Origin of the sequence: Candidatus Purcelliella pentastirinorum, assembly GCF_028748785.1 — a bacterium.
GTDB lineage: Bacteria > Pseudomonadota > Gammaproteobacteria > Enterobacterales > Enterobacteriaceae > Purcelliella > Purcelliella pentastirinorum_A.
Genome location: NZ_CP110496.1, coordinates 203,887 through 225,472 on the forward strand (window position 1 = coordinate 203,887; position 21,586 = coordinate 225,472).

The window sequence follows — 21,586 nt, forward strand, 5'->3', positions numbered from 1 at the left end:
ATTATAAGATGTTTTTTTGTGAAATAATATTAAGAAAAGATAGAGAGTTATATAATGAAAAAAATAGGAATATTTTTTGGCACAAATACTGGTAATACAAAAAAAGTAGCAAAACAAATTCAAAAACAATTTAAGAAAAATGAATTTAAAGTTAAATTATACAATATATCTAAAAGTAAAAAAAAAGATATTGAATCATTAAATATTTTAATATTTGGTATATCTACATGGTATTATGGTGAAATTCAATTTGATTGGGATAATTTTTTACCAAATTTAAAAGAAATTGACTTTTTTAATAAAAAAGTCGCTATTTTTGGTTGTGGAGATCAGGAAGATTATACAGAATATTTTTGTGATGCTATGAAAGTATTATATAATATCGTCAAAAAAAATAATGGTCGTATTGTTGGTAATTGGCCTATAAAAAATTATAATTTTAAAAAATCTAGATCTTTAATAAATTCAAAAGAATTTTTAGGTTTAGTAATAGATGAAGATCGTCAATCACATTTAACTAAAAAACGTGTATATAATTGGAGTAAAAAATTATTAAAATATTTTAATGAATAAAATAATAATTTTAATATAAGTTTTAATTTATAATTTAAATATAATTATTTTAAATTTATATATTAAAATTGAAAACAATGAGTCTAATATATATTCTTTATGAACAAAAATTTAAAAAAAACTAATTTTACTTTTCAAAAAATAATTCGTTTATTACAAAAATATTGGTCTGGGTATGGATGTCATATTTATCAAGCCATTGATATAGAAGTAGGAGCAGGAACTTCTCATCCTCTTACTTGTTTAAAAGCTTTAGGTTCTGACCCTTTTTCTGCTATTTATGTACAACCATCAAGACGTCCTAATGATGGTAGATACGGCATGAAAAATAATAGACTACAACATTATTATCAATTACAAGTTATAATTAAACCATCACCTAAAAATTTTCAAGATTTATACATTAATTCATTGAAATTTTTAAAAATAGATTTAAATAAAAATGATCTACGTTTTATAGAAGATAATTGGGAAAATCCTACATTAGGTGCATGTGGAGTAGGTTGGGAGGTGTGGTTAAATGGTATGGAAATATCACAGTTCACTTATTTCCAACAGGTCGGTTGTATTAATTGTAAACCTATTACGGGTGAAATAACATACGGTTTGGAACGTATTGCTATGCATATTCAGAAAATTGAAAATATTTACAATATAATTTGGGATAGCAATAAATTTAATAAAATGACGTATGGTGAAATTTTTAAACGAAATGAATTTGAACATTCTATATATAATTTTGAGTATTCAAATATTAATTTTTTAATAAATATTTTTAATCAATATAAAAAAGAAATTGATCGTTTATTGAAAAAAAAACAGTTATTAATTCACCCAATATATGAAAATATATTAAAAATAATACATATATTTAATTTGCTAGATGCACGAAATGTAATTTCAGTCATAGAAAGACAAAATCATATTTTATGTATAAGAAATTTAATGAAAATATTAACAAATAGATTTTATTTAGAAATAAATAAATAAAAACTTTGATTGGAATTTTTATTATATGAAAAAAGGGATATTTGTAATAGAAATAGGTACGGAAGAATTACCTTATAAACAATTAAAAGTAATTTCCAATGAACTTCATATTAATTTTATAAAAGAACTAGATAAGTTTAATTTTATTTATAAAAAAATAAAAAATTATTATTCATCTCGTAGAATATCTTTAAAAATATATAATTTAAAATTAAAAAAACATATAAATGAAACATATTTATTAAATAATTTTAAAATATTTAATAAATATATAGTTAAAATAAATAAAAATAATTATTTCAATAATATAAAAAAAGATAATTATAAATTAATAAAATATAAAAAATATATAAAAGAAATATTAGCAATCTTAGTAAACAAGATATTGCATAAAATACAAAAAAAAACATATATGAGATGGGGAAATACAAATAATAGATTTATTCGTCCAGTACATTCTTTATTAGTAATGTTAGACAAAAAAATTATAAATATTGATATTTTTAATATAAAATCTTCTAGATCAACATTTGGACATAGGTTTATAGGTAAAAAAAATATAATTCTTAAACATGCTGATGAATATCCTGAAATTTTATTTAATAAAGGAAAGATAATAGTAGAACATAAAAAAAGAAAAGAAAAAATAAAAAATATGATAGAAAATAAAACAAATAAAATTAACGGTAAAATTAAATCAGAAAATAAATTAATAAATGAAATTGCTGCATTAACAGAGTGGCCAATAGTATTAATTGGATCATTTAAAAAAAAATATCTTTATATACCTAAAGAAATATTAATTTATATTATGAAAAATTTGTATAAATTTATCCCTGTATATAATAATAATAATATATTAGCACCTTTTTTTATTTTTATAATAAATATAGAAATAAAAAATTATACAAAATTAATAAAAGAACATGAAATTGTTTTGTGTAATCGTTTTAAAGATGTTGAGTTCTTAATTAACCAAGATTACAAAAATTCATTAGAATATCATTATTTATCTTTAAATAATATTTTATTTCATAATAAATTAGGTACTATGTTAGAAAAAACCCAAAGAATAAAAAATATATCTCTTAAAGTAGCTAAAATGATAAATGTTGACACAATAAATATTAAACGTGCGGCAATTTTATCCAAATGTGATTTATTAACAAGAATGGTGTTTGAATTCCCTGATATGCAGGGTGTTATAGGTATGTATCATGCATTAAAAGATGGTGAAAGCAAAAGTATTGCTCTTTCTTTAAAAGAACAATATTATCCTACTTTATTTGTAAAAAAAGTACCATCTAGTCGTATATCATTATTATTAGCTATGGCAGATAAAATAGATAACTTAGTAGGAATGATTGGTATAAATATATATCCCAAAAGAGGTAATGATCCATTTGGACTAAGAAGATCAGCTATAAGTATAATAAAAATAATTATACATAATAAATTATTAATTGATGTAAAAGAAATAATAAGAGAAAATAAATTATTATTAAATCATTATTTATTTAACGTAAATGTGACTAATGATGTATTTAATTTTCTATTAAAAAGAATGATTAATTTATACAATAAAGAAGGACATAATAAAAATTATATACATGCTATTTTTTGTAAAAATGATAAATTTTTTATTGATATTGATAAAAAAATTTCTGCAATATCATATTTTTATAAATCAAAGACTTTGAATAAACTAATTTTAACAAGCAAAAGAATATTTAAATTTTTATTAAAATTTAATGAAAAAATAAATAAAAAAATTGATACAGAAAATTTACAAAATAAATATGAAATATTACTTGTAAATAACTTATATATATCAAAAAAAAAAATTAAGAAATTATTACAAAAAAAAGATTATAAAAATATAATAATAGAATTATATTTTTTAAATTATATAGTTGAAAATTATTTAAAAAACACCATGATAAATGACCCAATAAAAATAATAAGAATTAATAGATTAACAATTCTTAAAAAAATATTGAAATTATTTTCTTGTATATGTGATTTGTCTTTACTTAATATTAATTAAATTTTGTATTATTAAATTAATAAATTATAATTTCAAATATCTAATTCAATCCAAATAGGAGCATGATCTGAAGGTTTATTCATATTTCTTATATGATAATCAATACCAGTATTATAATAATATTTAATTAGTGGTTTACTAATTAGTATATAATCAACCCTTAATCCCTTATTTTTTAAAAACCCATAAGATCTATAATCAAACCAAGAAAAATTAAAGTGATTATTTATATTTTTAAATCTCCATATATCTATAAACCCTAAATCAAATATTTTTTGCATCCATAATCTTTCTTCAGGTAAAAAAGAACATTTACCATTTTTTAGCCATAATAAACGATTTTTTTCACCTATTCCTATATCATTATTAGTCATACTTATATTCATATCTCCCATGATAATAATAAACTCTTTGGGATTAATTTTTTTTTTTAAAAAAATATTTAAATTTGAAAAAAAAGCTAATTTATTATTAAATTTAATATAATTATTACGATTTTCGCCTTGAGGTGCATATATATTTACTAAAGTAATATTTCCTATATATGTTGAAATTTTTATTGTAATAATTCTACATTCATTATTTTTTTTACAATTTGGAAAATCATTTAAAATATAAAAAGGATATATTTTACTTAAAAATGCTACTCCACAGTATCCTTTTTTACCATAATAATAAGCTTTATATCCTAATTTATATATGTAATCTACAGGAAATAAATTATTATCTACTCTAGTCTCTTGTAAAGCTATAATTTCTGGGTTATGTCTTTGTATAATTTCTTTAATTTGATGCAATCTAATTCTAATACTGTTAATATTAAAAGATAAAAATTTCATTTTTACAAGTTTTATTATTTTATTTATATAGTTTTTAAAATATAAATATCATAATATATTATATAAAATAATAAATAAAAATATTATAAGTTTTAAATGATTAAGAATACTTTTTTATTTTACGATTATGAAACTTTTGGGATAAACTCTAGTTTAGATAAACCAGCACAATTTGCAGCTGTTCGTACAGATTTTGATTTTAATATCATTGAAAAACCTAAAATTTATTATTGTAAATTACCTGATGATTATTTACCAAATCCAGATTCCATCTTAACCCATAAAATATCCCCTCAAAAAGCTAATTTATTAGGAGTGTCTGAATCAGAATTTGCAAAATTGATATATAAATTATTTTTAAAAAAAACAAATTGTATAATAGGATATAATAACATAAAATTTGATGATCTTTTTACTCGTAATATTTTTTATCGTAATTTTTTTCATCCATATATGTGGAGTTGGTATAATGGTAACAATAACTGGGATGTAATAAATATTATTCGTAGTTGTTATTTATTATGTCCAAAAGATATAAAATGGCCCTACAAAAAAAATGGAATACCTAGTTTCCGTTTAGAAGATTTTGTAAAAATAAACAAATATAAAAATATAAATTCACATGATGCAATATCTGATGTATATGCTACTATATTAATAGTAAAATTAATTAAACAAAAGAAACCTAAGTTATTTAATTTTTTATTTAATAATAGAAAAAAAAATCAATTATTATCTTTAATAAAAAATAATAAAAATGTTCCATTTATATATATATCAAATGTTTTTGATACAAAAAATAATATTGTAAATATAGTTTTACCTAGTAAAATTTACAAAAAAAATGTACTTGTTACACTTAATCTAATGGAGAATATTTCATTATTTTTATATAAGAATATAAATAATAAAAAAAATTATTTATTTAATAAAAAAAAAAAATTACCCATAATAGAGATATATTTAAATAAATGTCCAATAATTATACCCATAAACTTATTAAATAAAACTTCTTGTAAAAGATTAAAAATAAATAAAGAAAAATATATGAAAAATATTGATTTTATCGATAAATATAAGATTCATAAAAAAATAAAAAACATTTACGATAATCATAAAATAAATTATTTTAAATATGAAGATAATATAGATTGTCAATTATATAAAAATTTTTTTACTAATAAAGATTATCGATTAATGAAAATAATTAGAAAAACAAATATTAATAAACTAAAACTGATTAATTTAGATAAATATGATGAAAGATTTAAAAATTTATTATTTCGTTATAGAGCTCGTAATTTTTATTACACATTAAATAATACTGAGAAAAAAAAATGGAATAAATATAAAAAAAAATGTTTTAATTTTTCTTATATAAAAAATTATTTAATAAAAATAAAAAAATTGTATTTATATAATAAAAATAATTCAAATAAACAAAAATTATTAAAAAAAATATATAATTATGCTAAATATTTAATTAATTTAAATTAATTAAATATTTTAATAATTAAATAATATATTAAAATTTTAATTTTAAATTCAAAAAAAATTTTATGAAAAAAATATATAATCATAAAAAAATAGAAAAATTTGTACAAAATTTTTGGAATAAAAAAGAAACTTTTATAACAAAAGAAGATAAATATACTGAAAAATATTATTGTTTATCGATGATACCATACCCATCGGGTAGTTTACATATGGGACACATTAGAAATTATACTATTGGTGATGTTATAGCAAGATATCAAAGAATGTTAGGTAAAAATGTTTTACATCCTATAGGATGGGATGCTTTTGGTTTGCCTGCTGAAAATGCAGCGATAAAAAATAATAAAAAACCATCTGATTGGACATATCAAAATATAAAAAAAATGAAAAAACAATTAAAATCTTTAGGTTATTCATATGATTGGAAAAGAGAATTAATTACATGCAAACCAGAATATTATAAATGGGAACAATGGTTTTTTATAAAATTATATAAAAATGGACTAATATATAAAAAAAAGTCTTTGGTAAATTGGTGTAAAAATGATGAAACAGTATTAGCTAATGAACAAGTAATAAATGGTAAATGTTGGCGTTGCGATGAAAAAATTATACAAAAAAGAATATCACAATGGTTTTTAAAAATCACTAAATATGCAGAAGAATTATTTAGTGAATTAAAAAATTTAACATTATGGCCTGAAAAAGTAAAAATTATGCAACGCAATTGGATTGGTAGAACCAAAGGATTAGAAATTTGTTTTAAAATTTTAAAAAACAATAAAAAAATAAAAATTTTTATTACTAATCCAAATTTACTTAGAAATTATATATATATTAATATATCTATAAGACATAAATTAACAAAATATTTATCAAAACATAATATTTTAATATCAAAATTTGTTAATAAATATAAAAATTATATTAAATTCATTGATGATTCATCTAAAAATAATATTTATGGTATAAATACAAATTTATTTGCAATTAACCCTATTAATAAAAATAAAATACCTATTTGGATATCAAATTTTGATGTAACAGATTACAATGATTATGCAAAAATATGTATACCAAATAATAATAAAAATGATTATTTATTTGCTAAAAAATATAATATTTTTTTAAATTATTTAACAAAAGTAAAATGTTTAGATAATCAATTAATTTATAAAAAAAATAAATTATATAATTTTAATGACATAAATAATTTAAAAATAAATAAATTAGATAAATCCATAAAATATATATTATTAACAACAAAACAAGGAATAAAAAAAATTAAATATAAACTACGTGATTGGAATATCTCAAGACAACGTTATTGGGGCACCCCAATTCCCATTGCAATATCTAAATCTGGTGAAATTAAAACAGTACCAGAAAACAAACTTCCAATAATTTTACCAGAAAATATAAAAATAGGAAAAGAAATTGAGAAATTCAAATTGAAATATGAACCTAATGAAATTGAAATTAATAAAGAAAAATTTTTTCTTGAAAAAGATACATTAGATACTTTCTTTGAATCTTCATGGTATTATGCTAGATATACCTGTCCTAATTACAAAAAAGGTATGTTAGATTCAAAAATGTCAAATTATTGGCTACCCATAGATTATTATATTGGAGGAATAGAACATGCAACGATGCATTTATTATATTTTAGATTTTATCATAAATTATTAAGAGATTTTGGATTTGTAAAAACATCTGAACCAGCTAAAAGATTATTATGTCAAGGAATGGTTATTTCTGATACTTTTTATTATATAAACAAAAATAATAAACGTATCTGGATTTCTCCTGAAGATGTAATTATTGAAAGAAATAAAGCAGGTAAAATAACAAATATAAAACATATATATGGCAAAAAAATAATTTATGATGGAAAAAAAAAAATGTCTAAATCTAAAAATAATGGAATAAATCCAGAAAAAATAATAAAAAAATACGGCGCTGATACAATAAGATTATTTATAATGTTTGCAGCTCCAATTGACATGCCATTAGATTGGAATGAATCAGGAATTATTGGTATGAGTAGATTTTTACATCGTTTTTGGAAAATAGTTTTTAAATATAAAAAACATAAATATAAAACATCGATAATAACTTATTTTAATGTTGATATAAAAAGTTTTTTTGAACAAAAATTATATAAAACTATTAATAAGGTATCAGAAGATATTGAAGTAAAACAAAATTTTAATACAGCTATTTCATCAATAATGAAATTAATTAATGAATTAATAAAAATATTTGATCATATAATACAAAACAAAAAATTCATTAAAAAAACAATAACTATAATATTAAAAATGCTTTATCCATTTACACCACATTTTTGTTTCATTTTGTGGAAAGAAATACATGGTTCATATGATATAGAAAAAACTAAATGGCCCATTATATGTAAAAAAAAGATAATTTGTGAAAATTTTATAGTAATTATACAAATAAATGGAAAAAAAAGAGGAATAATAAATATCTCAAATAAATTAAACAATAAAAAAATAAAAGAAATGGCGATAAATAAGATGTATAAATTGTTATATAATAAAAAAATAAAAAGAACAATATATATTCCTAAAAAGATTTTTAACATAGTTACTAATTAAAGAAAATGAATTTTTTTTATTCTGACAAATATAAAAAATATATACCAAATAAATTTTGTAATAATTATATTATTTGTGGCAATGATATTTTTTTAAAAGAAGATAGTATTATAAATATATTAAAATTAGCAAACAAATTGAATTTTAATAACACTATAAGAATTATGGTAGATAATAATTTTACATTTGAAATAATATCAAATTTTATAAAAGAAAATGATCTTTTTATAAAAAAAAAAACTATAATCTTAACCGTTATTAAACAGTATCATAAAATATTATTTAAAAATATAAGTAAATTAATTACTTTGTTAAATAAAAATATTTTTTTAATAATAAAATCAGATAAATTTGATAAAAAAGATTTTTTTTTGATAAAAAAAACAAAAATACAAATAAATTTAATAAATTGTAATACTCCTACTGGTATACAATTGTATAAATGGATAGAAAAAAAAATTGAAGAATTTAAATTAAATTTAAATTGTAAAATAATTAAATTATTATGTTATTATTATGAAGGAAACGTTTTAGCACTTAATCAAATACTAAAAATAATTTCAATAATTTCATTGACAAAATCTTTAAATTTATCAAATATTAAAAAAATAATATTTGATCAAGCTATTTTTCATCCGTCACAATGGAGTGAATCAATTTTATATGGTAATTGTACTAGATCAATACATATATTGAAACAATTATTTAAAAATAAATATAATCCTATTACATTGATTAGATTTTTGCAAAATGATTTATTAATATTAATTATTATTAAAAGATATAAACAAAATATAAAAAAAATATTATCTATAAATAGCTATTATATTTATAATATACGTAAATTATTTTTTAATAAAATTAAAAATTCATTAGATAATAAAAAAATATATTTAATATTAAAATTTTTAATAAAAATAGAATTAATGATACATAAAGAAAATAATGAAAAAATTATTTGGTTACATTTAAAAATTTTATCAACATTTTTAAATAAATAAAATATATAAAATTATTTAATATATTTTAAATAAACAATATAGTTGTTCATAAAATTATTTGTTTTTAAAATATATTTAAATAAACTAATTAATTAAAATTATAATGAAAAAAAAAAATAATAGATTATATGAAAATATTATAATTAAACAATTAGGTTTGAATCATTGGTTAGATATCTTTAAAAAGATGCAAGAATTTACTAATAAACGTGATTACAAAACATTAGATGAAATATGGTTAGTTGAACATTATCCAATATATACTAACGGTATAAGTGGAATAAATAAAAATAATATTAAAAATATTAATAATATTCCAGTATTATTAAGTGATAGAGGGGGTAAAATTACTTATCATGCTCCCGGTCAACAAATAGTTTATATGTTAATAAATTTAAAAAGAAGACAATTAAATGTTTGTAAATTAATTAATATAATTAATAATATTGTTATACAGACGTTATTTCATTTTTCTATTTTAGCTGAAATTAATACAAATATTCCAGGTATATATGTAAAAAAAAAAAAAATTTGTTCTTTTGCATTAAAAATAAAAAACGGATATACTTATCATGGGTTTGCACTTAACGTTAGTATAAATCTTAGACCATTTAATAATATTCATCCATGTGGTAATAAACATATCAAAATGACCAAAATGCAAACTTATAAAAAAAATATAAAATTTAATGATGTTAAAAAAATTTTAATTAAAAAAATTATTAAAAATTTTAATATTAAAAATTGATATTAATTTTCCATTATATTTATAAATATGAATATTTTAAAACCTAAATGGTTAAAAATAAAAATACCTAAAAATTATAAAAATATAAATTTTATTCAACGTAGTATTAAAAAGAATAATTTACATTCAGTATGTCAGGAAAGTTTATGTCCAAATTTAATGCATTGCTTCAATAAAGGTATAGCTACTTTTATGATATTAGGTAATATTTGTACTAGAAAATGTTTATTTTGTAATATAAATAAAGGCAAACCAGATATTGTAGATTTTTCAGAAGCTAAAAAATTATCTAAATTAATACATAAAATGAATTTGAAATATGTAGTAATAACTTCAGTAAATCGTGATGATTTAAAAGATGGAGGAGCTATTTTTTTTTCTTACTGTATAAATACAATAAGAAAAAAAAATAAAAAAATAAAAGTTGAAATATTAGTTCCAGATTTTAAAAATTGTAAAAAAAAAGCTGTAACAATATTTACTTATAATCCTCCAGATATATTTAATCATAATATTGAAAGTGTTGAAAGAATACATTCTAAAATAAAACCGGGTGGTAATTATAAATCATCATTAAATTTACTTTATATGTTTAAGAAAAAAAACCCTACTGTACCTACAAAATCCGGGATTATATTAGGATTAGGCGAAAAAATGAAAGAAATATTAAAAACCATGCATGATTTATATGATAATGGTGTATCTATGTTAACTATTGGACAATATTTACAACCCACAAAAAAACATATTTTGGTAAAAAAATATATTACAGTGGAAAAATTTAAAATATTAAAAAGAATAGGAAAAGAAATTGGTTTTACATATATAGCTAGTGGTCCATTTGTGCGTTCTTCATATAATGCAGAATTACAATTTAAAGGAAGAGAAATCAAATAATATTTTAAAATTAAAAATTAATAAAAAATTACTTAAATATAATTTAAATAATAATTATAAATTTAATAAATTTAGAAAATATTTTTCTGCTTTTTTCATTTTATTTTCTAACTTAAAATTACTATGATTATATCCCATTAAATGTAAAGAAGAATGTACTATAATATAAGCCCAATAATTTTTTACAGATTGTTTTAGTAATAAAGATTCATTTTTTATTAATTCTGAACAAACAATTATATCTGAATAAATGGGTAATACTTTAAAAGTAGGAATAATAAAAGGGAAAGTTAATACGTTAGTAGGATTATTTTTATTTCTCCATATTTTATTCAATTTACGACTAATAGATTTATTGACTATACAAAGAGTAATTTTAATAATTCTTTTGGAATATTTTTCAAATATAGTATTAAACCAAAATCTTAAAATATTTTTACAAGGAAACCAACTAGGATAATCAATATAAAATTTTATATTTAAAATTATTTTATTCATAAATAAAATAATTTTAAATTTCACCAAATAACATATTCTTATATAAATTAGTAACTTTTAATTTAATAAATTCACCTATTGTATTAAAATTTCCTATAAAATTAACAATTTTATTTGTATGCGTACGGCCAAAATAAAATTTATCATTCCACCTAGATTTACCTTCTACTAAAATAGTTTGTTTTGTACCAACCATAGATCCACTCCAAATATTAGTTTGTTTTTTTATTAAATTTTGTAATTTATATAAACGTTTTTGTTTTCTTTGATGAGATACAAGATCATTTATATGATATGCTTGCGTATATTTTCTTTTTGAATAAATAAAACTATAACTATGATCAAAATTTATTTCTGAAATTAATTGAATTGTTTTATTAAAATCCTCTTCATTTTCACCTGGAAAACCTACTATAAAATCAGAACTAATACGAATTTCTGGTCTTACAGATATTAGTTTTTTAATTATATTTTTATAATAAGAAATAGTATGCCCTCTTTTCATTAATTTTAATATTTTATCTGATCCACTTTGCACAGGTAAATGTAAAGAACTCATGATTTTAGGAACATCACGATAAACATCAATAATATCATCTGTAAAATGTAAAGGATGATTGCTAGTAAATTTTATACGTTTAATATTATGTATTTCTGATATTTTACGTAAAAGCATGGAAAAATTGTAAATTTTACCACTAGAATCAATACCTTTATATGCATTTACATTTTGCCCTAATAATGTTAATTCTTTTAAACCACAATCAACTAATTGATTAATTTCAAACAAAATATCATCGACAGGTCTGCTTAATTCTTTTCCTCTAGTATAAGGTACTATACAAAAACTACAAAATTTATTACAACCTTCCATTATTGTAATAGATGCAATAAAATTAAAATATTTCAATTCAGGTAAATAATTAAATTTTTCTAAAGTTTTACATTTAATATTTATAATTTTTGTATCATTATTATGTATAAGTTTATTAATCATATTTGGTAAATGATGTATTGTTTTTGGACCAAAAACAATATCAACAAAACTTGCTCTTTTTAAAATATATTTTCCTTCTTGACTAGCAACACACCCTCCTACGCATATTAATAAACCATTTTTTTTATTTTTTATTTTTTTCCATCTACCTAATTGATGAAAAACTTTTTCTTGTGCTTTTTCACGTATAGAACATGTATTCAATAATAGAATATCTGCATCATTTATATTTTTAGTATGTATATAACCATTTTTTACTTTTAATAATTCTGCCATTTTTAATGAATCATATTCATTCATTTGGCATCCCCATGTTTTTATAAAAAATTTTCTACTCATAATCACTTAAAATAAATAAAATATTAAATAAATTTAGCATTAAAATTATATAATTTATATAAGTTAATAAATTATTTTTTTTCTGGGGTACCTGGATTCGAACCAGGGATGCCGGTATCAAAAACCGGTGCCTTACCACTTAGCTATACCCCAATAAATTTTATGTGGGAGACGAGATTTGAACTCGTATTTCATAAAATGAGCCAGAACCTAAATCTGGTGCGTTTACCAATTTCGCCACTCCCACAAAATAATAGCTACGACAGGGATCGAACCTGTGACCTCAGCATTATGAGTGCCGCGCTCTAACCAAAACTGAGCTACGTAGCCATACAATTTTTATGATAAAATTGAAAATTATTATATACTGAATATAATAAACATAAATTTATAATTAATTCAAATTTATTAGCAAAATAATAAAAAGTATATTTAAATAAAAAAAATTTTTTAATTTAATTTGATATTTTAATAATTTTATTTCCAAATAAAAAATATTATGATATGTATAAAGAAATAATAATGTAAATTATATTTATATTGAATAATATTAATATAATATCAAAATTTAAAATCTATTAACTTATATAAATAAAATAATTAATTAATAATGAAAAAAAATAATATATTTCTAATTGGTCCTGTAGGATCAGGTAAAAGTACTATAGGAAAACATTTATCAAAAAAACTTAACATGGAATTTTATGATTCAGATAAAGAAATAGAAAAAAGAACAGGAGTGGATATAGGATGGATATTTGATTTGGAAGGAGAAGAAGGTTTTAGAAAAAGAGAAAATAAAATAATTTTAGAACTAACAGATAAACAAGGTATAATATTAGCTGCAGGAGTAGAAGTAATAAAAAATAAAAATAATAAAAATAGATTGTCTGCTAGAGGTATAGTAATATATTTAAAAACAAGTATAGAAAAACAATTATCTCGTACTAAACACGACAAAAAAAAATTATTTTGGAAAAAACAAAATACAATTTTGTATCATAAGTTAAAAAAACTTGAAAAAAAAAATAATTTAATATACAAAGATATAGCAGATTTCACCATTTTAACTGACAAATACAATACTAAAAAAATAACACATCAAATCATCAAAATTTTAGAAAATAAGTAATAGTTATTTTTTTTAAATTATTTATAATTGATTAAATAAAATATTTTAATAAATGAAGTATGAGAAAATAAATAAATGAAAAAGTTTTTATTAGCACCATCTATTTTATCAGCTAATTTTGCTAAATTAGGAGAAGATATAAAAAAAGTTATATTAGCTGGATGTGATATGATTCATTATGATGTTATGGACAATCATTATGTATCAAATTTAACTATGGGACCAATGATATTAAAAAGTTTAAAAAAATATGGTATAAATGTACCTATTGATGTACATATAATGGCGAAACCAGTAGATAATCTTATAAAACAATTTATTGAAATTGGAGTTGACTATATTAGCTTTCACCCGGAAACAAGTAAAAATATTTATAATACAATACAGATTATTAAAAAAAATGGATGTAAAGTTGGAATAGCAATAAATCCTTATACTTCATTAAATTGTTTAAATTATATTATAAATGAAATAGATATGATTTTAATTATGTCAGTCAATCCAGGGTTAGAAGGACAAAAATTTATTCCTTTTATTCTAAATAAATTGTATGATGTTAATAAATTAATTAAAAAAAATGATCATGATATTTTATTGGAAGTTGATGGAGGTATCAAAATAAATAATATTTGTAAAATAGCAAAAACAGGAGTAGATATTTTTGTTTTCGGAACTGAAATTTTTAAAAAAAATAATTATAATAAAACAATATATAAAATGAAAAAAGAACTAAGAAAAATAATTTTTTAAAATAATACTTTGTTATTAATTTTAAATTGAAGAGTGCAATATATTTTTTTTATCTATTTTTTCCCAAGGAAATTCATTTCTTCCAAAATGTCCATAAACAGCAGTATTTAAATAAATAGGATGTAATAAATCTAACATTTTAATTAATCCATAAGGACGTAAATCAAATAAATTGTTAACTAAATAAATTAAATTTTTTATACTAATTTTTTCTGTACCAAAAGCATCTATCATGATAGATGTTGGTTTAGCAATACCAATAGCATATGATATTTGAATTTCACAACGATCAGCTAAACCAGCAGCAACTATATTTTTTGCAATATATCTAGCTGCATAGGATGCGGATCTGTCCATTTTTGAAGGGTCTTTTCCAGAAAAAGCACCACCTCCATGTCTAGCTGTACTACCATAAGTATCAACTATTATTTTTCTTCCTGTCAACCCACAATCGCATATAGGTCCTCCAATAACAAATTTACCAGTGGGGTTAATTAAAAATTTAGTTTTTAGATTTAACCATTTATCAGGCAAAACAGGTTTTATTATTTCATCCATTACAGCTTCTCTTAATTCTTTATAAGAAATATCTTCTGAATGTTGTGTAGAAAATACAACATTATCAATATTAATAATATTATTATTTTCATATTGAAAAGTAATTTGACTTTTTGCATCAGGACGTAACCAAGATAATTTACCATTTTTTCTAACTTCAGATTGACGTTTAACTAATCTATGAGCATATAGAATGGGTGCTGGCATAAATACATCAGTTTCATTTGTAGCGTAACCAAATATTGAACCCTGATCTCCAGCTCCTTGATTATACGGATTAATATTATATATACCTCTTTCAATATCTTTTGATTGTTTATTTATAATATTAGTTATATTACAAGAATCAGCATTAAAATCTGAATTGGAATCAATATATCCAATTTTTCTAATAGTGTTACGTACTATATCTTCAATATTAATTGAAGCATTTGTTGTAATTTCACCTCCAACTAATACAAAATTAGATTTTATATATGTTTCACAAGCAACACGAGCTTCAGAATCTTGAATTAAAATAGCATCTAAGATAGCATCAGATATTTGATCAGCAATTTTATCTGAATGTCCTTCGGATACGGATTCAGATGTAAAATAATATTTTGTCATTTTTTGAATTTTATAAAAAAAAAAAATAATATATTAATCATTTAAAAATTAAAATGTTTATTAAATTAAATATTTAAAATACTAAAATTTAATTATTTATGATCTAAATGTAATAAATAAAATATTATAAATAAATACCATATGTAAAATACTAAATAGAAAATTATTTATAATATATAAATATAAAAGAAAATAATAAATGAGTTAAATAAAAATTTAATATAAAAAAGATATTTTTCGTTAATCAAAATTTATAATATAATTTATATTAAGTCAAATTTAAGTAATTTAATATATTTTATTAAAATTATGTCTATATCTTAAAAAGATATTTTTAAATAAAAACTATAAGAATTGAATAATATTTTATGAATACAAATAATTTTATAAGAAAAGTGATAAAAAAAGATTTAAATAAAAAAAAATATTTTAAAATTAAAACTAGATTTGCTCCGGAACCTAATGGCTATTTACATTTAGGACACGCTAAATCATTATATATAAATTATAATATAGCTAAAGATTTTAACGGTAAATGTAATATAAGATTTGATGACAGTAATCCAAGTAAAATAAAAAAAAAATATATAAAATCAATAAAAAAAGATATTAAATGGTTGGGATTTAAAATAGATAACGTATGTTATACATCAAATTATTTTTTGAAAATATATAATTATGCAGTTGAATTAATAAAGAAAAAATTAGCTTATGTAGATGAATTAAATTCTAAAGAAATAAAAAAATATAGAGGAACATTAAAAACTATAGGAAAAAATAGTCCATATAGAAATAGAAGTGTAAATGATAACTTGAAATTATTTAAAGAAATGAAAGAAGGTAAATTTAAAGAAGGAAAAATGTGTTTAAGAGCTAAGATTAATATGTTATCTCCTATAATGATAATGAGAGATCCAATTTTATATAGAATAAAATATAAAGAACATATAAAAACTGGAAATGAATGGTGTATTTACCCTATGTATGATTTTTCACATTGTATATCTGATGCATTAGAAAAGATTACACATTCTATATGTACATTAGAATTTATGGATAATAAAAATTTATATAATTGGATTTTGAAAAATATAACTATAAAAAATAAACCCAAACAATATGAATTTTCCAGATTAAATGTAGAATATAATATTATGTCCAAAAGATATATAAATAAATTAATTAATAAAAAAATAATAAAAAAATGGGATGATCCTAGAATATTAACAATAACGGGGTTAAAAAAAAGAGGATATACACCATTTTCAATAATGGATTTTTGTTCTAGAACTGGGGTGACTAAACAAAATAATATAATTGAGATGTCATTATTAGAAAATTGTATAAAAAATGATTTAAATAAAAATTTTCCTAGAGCAATGGCTATTATAAATCCAATTAAAATTATATTAGAAAATATTCCAGATGGATATGAAGAACGATTAATAATAAATAACCATCCAATTAATAAAAATATGGGAAAAAGAAAAATCTATTTTAATAGAGAAATTTATATAGATAAATATGATTTTATAAATATAAATAAGAATAAATATAATCATCCAATTATAGGTAATGAAATTCGTCTAAAAAATGCATATAATATAATTATTAAATATATTATAAAAAATAAAGATGGTGTAATTAAAAAAATAATTTGTACATGTAAGCATGAAAAAAATCAAAATTATAAATATATAAAAATAATACATTGGATATCAGTATTACATTCTATTCCAGCAAAATTTTATTTATATAAAAGATTATTTAACAAAATAAATCCATTAAAAGAAAAGAAGTTAATAAATAATATAAATAAAAAATCTCTAATTATTAAAAATGGATTTGTAGAAGAATCTTTAAAAACAGCAAAAATAGGAAATAAATATCAATTTGAAAGAGAAGGATATTATTGTTTAGATAAAATTGATAATAAATCAAATAATCTTATATTCAATTTAATTATCAATTTGAACAATAAATATAGAAATAAAAATATTTAATATGTTTTATTTAATTAATTATAGTTCAAAATCTTGGAAATCTTCACTATTGATTTCTGAATTAATTTGCCCAATCAAATAAGAGCTTAATTCCACTTCTTGAGGAGCGGATTGTACATTATCAGATATTAACCAACTATTAATCCATGGTATAGGGTTATGAGAAATATTATAGGGTGCATCTAAACCTACAGATTTCATGCGTATATTTGTTATGTATTCAATATATTGACATAAAATTTCTTTATTTAATCCAATCATAGAACCATCGCAAAATAAATATTCAGCCCATTTTTTTTCCTGTTCAGCTACAGATTTAAAAAGATTGCTACATTTTGATTTACATTCATCAGCAATTTCATACATTTCATGATCATCTTTACCCTTTCGCATTAAATTTATCATATATTGGGTGCCTATTAAATGTAAACTTTCATCACGTGCAATTAAACGAATTATTTTAGCATTTCCTTCCATTATTTTTCTTTCAGCAAAAGCAAATGAACAAGCAAAACTTACATAAAAACGAATAGCTTCTAAAGCGTTTACACTCATTAAACATAAATATAAACTTTTTTTTAATTTATGTAAATTTACATTAATTTTATTATTATTAATCTTATGAATTCCTTCACCTAACAAATGCCAATAATTAGTTAAATTTATCAATTTATCATAATATACAGAAATATCTCTCGCACGTTCTAAAATTTGTTTATTATCAACAATATCATCAAAGATGATCGAAGGATCATGAACTATATTACGAATAATATGAGTGTATGAACGCGAATGAATAGTTTCATAAAACGACCATGTTTCAATCCAGGTTTCTAATTCAGGAAGCGAAATTAATGGTAAAAATGCTATATTAGGACTACGACCTTGAATTGAATCGAGTAATGTTTGATACTTTAAATTACTTAAAAATATATGTTTTTCATGTTCTGGTAAATTTACAAAATCAACACGATCTCTAGAAACATCAATTTCTTCAGGTCTCCAAAAAAAAGATAATTGTTTTTCAATCAATTCTTCAAAAATAACATATTTTTGTTGATCATATCTTGCTATATTAACAGATTGACCAAAAAACATTGGTTCGTTTAATTGATTATTTTTCTTTTCTGAAAAAATTGTATAAACCATAAGATATCCTAAATAAAATCAATTCAATAAATTATATTTTACATGAATCACTATCACAAGTGATATTATTATTAATAGTACACAAATTATTATCCTGTATATCTTTAGTGCCATCACGAGTATTATGATAATAGAGTGTTTTTAAACCTAATTTATAAGAAAGTAATAAATCTTGAATTAATATTTTCATAGGAACTTTATTATCTGAAAACTTTTTAGGATCATAATTTGTATTAGCAGATATAGATTGATCTATAAATTTTTGCATTATTCCAATTAATGATAAATAACCTTTATTATTAGGCATATCCCATATTAATTCATAGTTATTTTTTAATTTTTCATATTCCGGTACAATTTGACGTAAAATACCATCTTTAGAAGATTTAATAGTAACATAACCTCTAGGTGGTTCTATTCCATTTGTAGAATTAGAAATTTGTGAAGAAGTTTCTGATGGCATTAATGCTGATAAAGTAGAGTTGCGTAAACCATATTTTTTTATATTTTTTCTTAACTTATTCCAATTACAGTGTAATGGTTCATCACAAATATAATCTAAACATTTTTTATAAGTATCTATTGGTAATTTACCCATAAAATATGATGTTTGATTAAAATAAGCACATGAACCTTTTTCTTCAGCTAATTTATTTGATGAAGATAATAGGTAGTATTGTATAGCTTCAAAAGTCTTATGTGTTAATTTATTTGCACTACCATCTGAATATTTTACATGATTCCTTGCTAAATAATATGCATAATTAATTACACCAATCCCTAAAGACCTTCTATTTATTGCGCTTTTTTTTGCGGAAGGTAATAAATAATGTTGATAATCTAACAAAGAATCTAATGCTCTTACAATTAAATCGGATAAAATTTTTAATTCATTTAATTTATCAATAGCACCTAAATTAAATGCAGATAAAGTACATAAGGCAATTTCTCCATTAGGGTCATTAATATTATTTAGTTCTTTTGTAGGTAAAGTTATTTCTAAACATAAATTAGATTGACGAACTGGAGCTAATAAAGGATTAAATGCTCCATGTGTATTGCAATGGTCAACATTTTGTATATATATACGACCAGTAGAAGCTCTTTCTTTCATCATAAGAGAGAATAAATCTAATGCTTTTATTTTTTTTTTACGAATATTTTTAAGATTTTCATAATATAAATACAATTTTTTAAATTCATTTTGATCACAGAAAAAAGCATCATATAAATCCAAAACATCTGAAGGACTAAAAAGTGTAATTATTTGATTTTTTAAAAAACGTTGATACATTAATTTATTTAATTGAACACAATAATCTAAATGCCTTACACGATTTTCTTCAATACCTCTATTGTTTTTTAAAACTAATAAATTTTCTATTTCTAAATGCCAAATAGGATAAAATAATGTAGCAGCTCCTCCTCTAACACCTCCCTGAGAACAAGATTTTACAGCTGTTTGAAAATGCTTATAAAAAGGTATACAACCAGTATGAAATGCTTCACCTTTTCTAATTGAACTACCTAAAGCACGAATACGGCCGGCATTAATACCTACTCCAGCTCTTTGTGAAATATATTTAACAATAGCACTAGCAGTAGAATTAATTGAATTTAAACTATCCCCACATTCAATTAAAACACATGAACTAAATTGTCTAGTTGGTGTTCTTACACCTGCCATAATTGGTGTAGGTAATGAAATTTTAAAGGTAGATATAGCATCGTAAAATTTATATACATAATTCAAACGAATATTTTTAGGGTAATTTGCAAATAAACATGCTGATATTAATATATATATAAATTGTGCACTTTCATATATTTTACCAGTAACTCTATTTTGTACTAAATATTTTCCTTCTAATTGTTTTACAGCTGCATAAGAAAAATTCATATCTCTTAAATGATCAATATATTTATCCATATGATCAAATTCCAATTTAGAATAAAATTTAGTTAAAATAAAATCATATTTTCCTAAATCAATCATATTAACAACATGTTTATATAATTTAGGTGGGTTAAATTTACCATACGCTTTTTTACGTAAATGAAAAATTGCTAATCTTGCTGCTAAATACTGATAATCAGGTACTGAACTTGATATTAAATCTGCAGCGGATTTAATTATAGTTTCCTGTATATCAGATGTTTTTATACCATTATAAAATTGAATATGAGATTTTAATTCAACTTGAGAAATGGAAATATTATTCAAACCTTTAGAAGCCCAATTAAGAACTCTATGAATTTTTTCTAAATTAAGATTTTCTTTATTTCCATTTCTTTTGATTACAAATAAATTTTGATTCATGAATTCTTATACCTA

At 20.4% G+C, this 21,586-nt stretch carries 17 protein-coding genes and 3 tRNA genes; 11 read left to right on the forward strand and 9 right to left on the reverse strand.

What is annotated here, in order from left to right; all coding sequences use genetic code 11:
• Positions 1-54: 54 nt before the first annotated feature.
• From fldA to glyS, 3 genes are all read left to right on the forward strand, one after another.
• Positions 55-573 carry a flavodoxin FldA gene (fldA, locus tag ONB71_RS01040; RefSeq protein ID WP_274360736.1) on the forward strand — a complete coding sequence of 173 codons (519 nt, stop codon included), beginning with the start codon at positions 55-57 and terminating at the stop codon, positions 571-573.
• A 99-nt stretch (positions 574-672) separates the two neighbouring features.
• Positions 673-1,563 (forward strand): glycine--tRNA ligase subunit alpha, encoded by an 891-nt coding sequence (gene glyQ, locus ONB71_RS01045; protein ID WP_274360737.1) that lies wholly within the window; start codon positions 673-675, stop codon positions 1,561-1,563.
• Positions 1,564-1,588: 25 nt separating this feature from the next.
• Complete coding sequence (gene glyS / locus ONB71_RS01050; protein ID WP_274360738.1) at positions 1,589-3,610, forward strand: glycine--tRNA ligase subunit beta; 2,022 nt, start codon at positions 1,589-1,591, stop codon at positions 3,608-3,610.
• A gap of 32 nt (positions 3,611-3,642) precedes the next feature.
• On the opposite strand, the gene xthA is transcribed toward glyS, so the two are convergent.
• Positions 3,643-4,449 (reverse strand): exodeoxyribonuclease III, encoded by an 807-nt coding sequence (gene xthA, locus ONB71_RS01055; RefSeq protein WP_274360739.1) that lies wholly within the window; start codon positions 4,447-4,449, stop codon positions 3,643-3,645.
• 96 nt (positions 4,450-4,545) lie between these two features.
• Here xthA and sbcB point away from each other — a divergent pair, with 96 nt between their 5' ends.
• The 5 genes from sbcB (at position 4,546) to lipA (ending at position 11,216) form a co-directional block, all read left to right on the forward strand.
• On the forward strand, positions 4,546-5,946 hold the full coding sequence (gene sbcB, locus ONB71_RS01060) for an exodeoxyribonuclease I (protein WP_274360740.1): 1,401 nt from the start codon (positions 4,546-4,548) through the stop codon (positions 5,944-5,946).
• Between the two features lie 62 nt (positions 5,947-6,008).
• Positions 6,009-8,570 carry a leucine--tRNA ligase gene (leuS, locus tag ONB71_RS01065; RefSeq protein WP_274360741.1) on the forward strand — a complete coding sequence of 854 codons (2,562 nt, stop codon included), beginning with the start codon at positions 6,009-6,011 and terminating at the stop codon, positions 8,568-8,570.
• A gap of 5 nt (positions 8,571-8,575) precedes the next feature.
• A complete protein-coding gene (holA, locus tag ONB71_RS01070) occupies positions 8,576-9,571 on the forward strand; it encodes a DNA polymerase III subunit delta (RefSeq protein ID WP_274360742.1) in 996 nt (331 codons plus the stop codon).
• A 103-nt stretch (positions 9,572-9,674) separates the two neighbouring features.
• Entirely contained in the window at positions 9,675-10,319 is a 645-nt protein-coding gene (gene lipB, locus ONB71_RS01075) for a lipoyl(octanoyl) transferase LipB (protein WP_274360743.1), read from the forward strand.
• A 27-nt stretch (positions 10,320-10,346) separates the two neighbouring features.
• A complete protein-coding gene (gene lipA / locus ONB71_RS01080; RefSeq protein WP_274360744.1) occupies positions 10,347-11,216 on the forward strand; it encodes a lipoyl synthase in 870 nt (289 codons plus the stop codon).
• Between the two features lie 54 nt (positions 11,217-11,270).
• On the opposite strand, the gene ybeY is transcribed toward lipA, so the two are convergent.
• The 5 genes from ybeY to ONB71_RS01105 form a co-directional block, all read right to left on the reverse strand.
• Entirely contained in the window at positions 11,271-11,714 is a 444-nt protein-coding gene (gene ybeY / locus ONB71_RS01085; RefSeq protein ID WP_274360745.1) for an rRNA maturation RNase YbeY, read from the reverse strand.
• 13 nt (positions 11,715-11,727) lie between these two features.
• Positions 11,728-13,050 (reverse strand): tRNA (N6-isopentenyl adenosine(37)-C2)-methylthiotransferase MiaB, encoded by a 1,323-nt coding sequence (gene miaB / locus ONB71_RS01090; RefSeq protein WP_274360746.1) that lies wholly within the window; start codon positions 13,048-13,050, stop codon positions 11,728-11,730.
• 82 nt (positions 13,051-13,132) lie between these two features.
• Positions 13,133-13,203, reverse strand: a tRNA-Gln gene (locus ONB71_RS01095).
• Positions 13,204-13,213: 10 nt separating this feature from the next.
• Positions 13,214-13,297: transfer RNA gene (locus tag ONB71_RS01100), tRNA-Leu, on the reverse strand.
• Between the two features lie 7 nt (positions 13,298-13,304).
• A tRNA-Met gene (locus tag ONB71_RS01105) sits at positions 13,305-13,380 on the reverse strand.
• A 277-nt stretch (positions 13,381-13,657) separates the two neighbouring features.
• Between ONB71_RS01105 and aroK the strand changes: the two genes are divergently transcribed.
• On the forward strand, positions 13,658-14,182 hold the full coding sequence (gene aroK, locus ONB71_RS01110) for a shikimate kinase AroK (RefSeq protein WP_274360772.1): 525 nt from the start codon (positions 13,658-13,660) through the stop codon (positions 14,180-14,182).
• A 75-nt stretch (positions 14,183-14,257) separates the two neighbouring features.
• Positions 14,258-14,932: a ribulose-phosphate 3-epimerase gene (gene rpe, locus ONB71_RS01115; RefSeq protein ID WP_274360747.1), complete on the forward strand. Its 675-nt coding sequence runs from the start codon at positions 14,258-14,260 to the stop codon at positions 14,930-14,932.
• Positions 14,933-14,953: 21 nt separating this feature from the next.
• On the opposite strand, the gene metK is transcribed toward rpe, so the two are convergent.
• Entirely contained in the window at positions 14,954-16,099 is a 1,146-nt protein-coding gene (metK, locus tag ONB71_RS01120) for a methionine adenosyltransferase (protein ID WP_274360748.1), read from the reverse strand.
• Positions 16,100-16,467: 368 nt separating this feature from the next.
• Here metK and glnS point away from each other — a divergent pair, with 368 nt between their 5' ends.
• The gene (glnS, locus tag ONB71_RS01125; RefSeq protein ID WP_274360749.1) at positions 16,468-18,102 is read left to right on the forward strand and encodes a glutamine--tRNA ligase; all 1,635 of its coding nucleotides are present in this window, start codon (positions 16,468-16,470) and stop codon (positions 18,100-18,102) included.
• Positions 18,103-18,120: 18 nt separating this feature from the next.
• Here glnS and nrdB read toward each other — a convergent pair whose 3' ends face one another.
• Positions 18,121-19,251 carry a class Ia ribonucleoside-diphosphate reductase subunit beta gene (gene nrdB, locus ONB71_RS01130; RefSeq protein ID WP_274360750.1) on the reverse strand — a complete coding sequence of 377 codons (1,131 nt, stop codon included), beginning with the start codon at positions 19,249-19,251 and terminating at the stop codon, positions 18,121-18,123.
• Between the two features lie 31 nt (positions 19,252-19,282).
• Complete coding sequence (gene nrdA, locus ONB71_RS01135) at positions 19,283-21,571, reverse strand: class 1a ribonucleoside-diphosphate reductase subunit alpha (RefSeq protein WP_274360751.1); 2,289 nt, start codon at positions 21,569-21,571, stop codon at positions 19,283-19,285.
• Positions 21,572-21,586: the final 15 nt, after the last annotated feature.

What these genes read in the sequence shown, in the direction of transcription:
- fldA (WP_274360736.1), top strand. Translation starts at nt 55, where the DNA reads ATGAAAAAAATAGGAATATTTTTTGGCACAAATACTGGTAATACAAAA.
- glyQ (WP_274360737.1), top strand. Translation starts at nt 673, where the DNA reads ATGAACAAAAATTTAAAAAAAACTAATTTTACTTTTCAAAAAATAATT.
- glyS (WP_274360738.1), top strand. Translation starts at nt 1,589, where the DNA reads ATGAAAAAAGGGATATTTGTAATAGAAATAGGTACGGAAGAATTACCT.
- xthA (WP_274360739.1), bottom strand. Translation starts at nt 4,449, where the DNA reads ATGAAATTTTTATCTTTTAATATTAACAGTATTAGAATTAGATTGCAT.
- sbcB (WP_274360740.1), top strand. Translation starts at nt 4,546, where the DNA reads ATGATTAAGAATACTTTTTTATTTTACGATTATGAAACTTTTGGGATA.
- leuS (WP_274360741.1), top strand. Translation starts at nt 6,009, where the DNA reads ATGAAAAAAATATATAATCATAAAAAAATAGAAAAATTTGTACAAAAT.
- holA (WP_274360742.1), top strand. Translation starts at nt 8,576, where the DNA reads ATGAATTTTTTTTATTCTGACAAATATAAAAAATATATACCAAATAAA.
- lipB (WP_274360743.1), top strand. Translation starts at nt 9,675, where the DNA reads ATGAAAAAAAAAAATAATAGATTATATGAAAATATTATAATTAAACAA.
- lipA (WP_274360744.1), top strand. Translation starts at nt 10,347, where the DNA reads ATGAATATTTTAAAACCTAAATGGTTAAAAATAAAAATACCTAAAAAT.
- ybeY (WP_274360745.1), bottom strand. Translation starts at nt 11,714, where the DNA reads ATGAATAAAATAATTTTAAATATAAAATTTTATATTGATTATCCTAGT.
- miaB (WP_274360746.1), bottom strand. Translation starts at nt 13,050, where the DNA reads ATGAGTAGAAAATTTTTTATAAAAACATGGGGATGCCAAATGAATGAA.
- rpe (WP_274360747.1), top strand. Translation starts at nt 14,258, where the DNA reads ATGAAAAAGTTTTTATTAGCACCATCTATTTTATCAGCTAATTTTGCT.
- metK (WP_274360748.1), bottom strand. Translation starts at nt 16,099, where the DNA reads ATGACAAAATATTATTTTACATCTGAATCCGTATCCGAAGGACATTCA.
- glnS (WP_274360749.1), top strand. Translation starts at nt 16,468, where the DNA reads ATGAATACAAATAATTTTATAAGAAAAGTGATAAAAAAAGATTTAAAT.
- nrdB (WP_274360750.1), bottom strand. Translation starts at nt 19,251, where the DNA reads ATGGTTTATACAATTTTTTCAGAAAAGAAAAATAATCAATTAAACGAA.
- nrdA (WP_274360751.1), bottom strand. Translation starts at nt 21,571, where the DNA reads ATGAATCAAAATTTATTTGTAATCAAAAGAAATGGAAATAAAGAAAAT.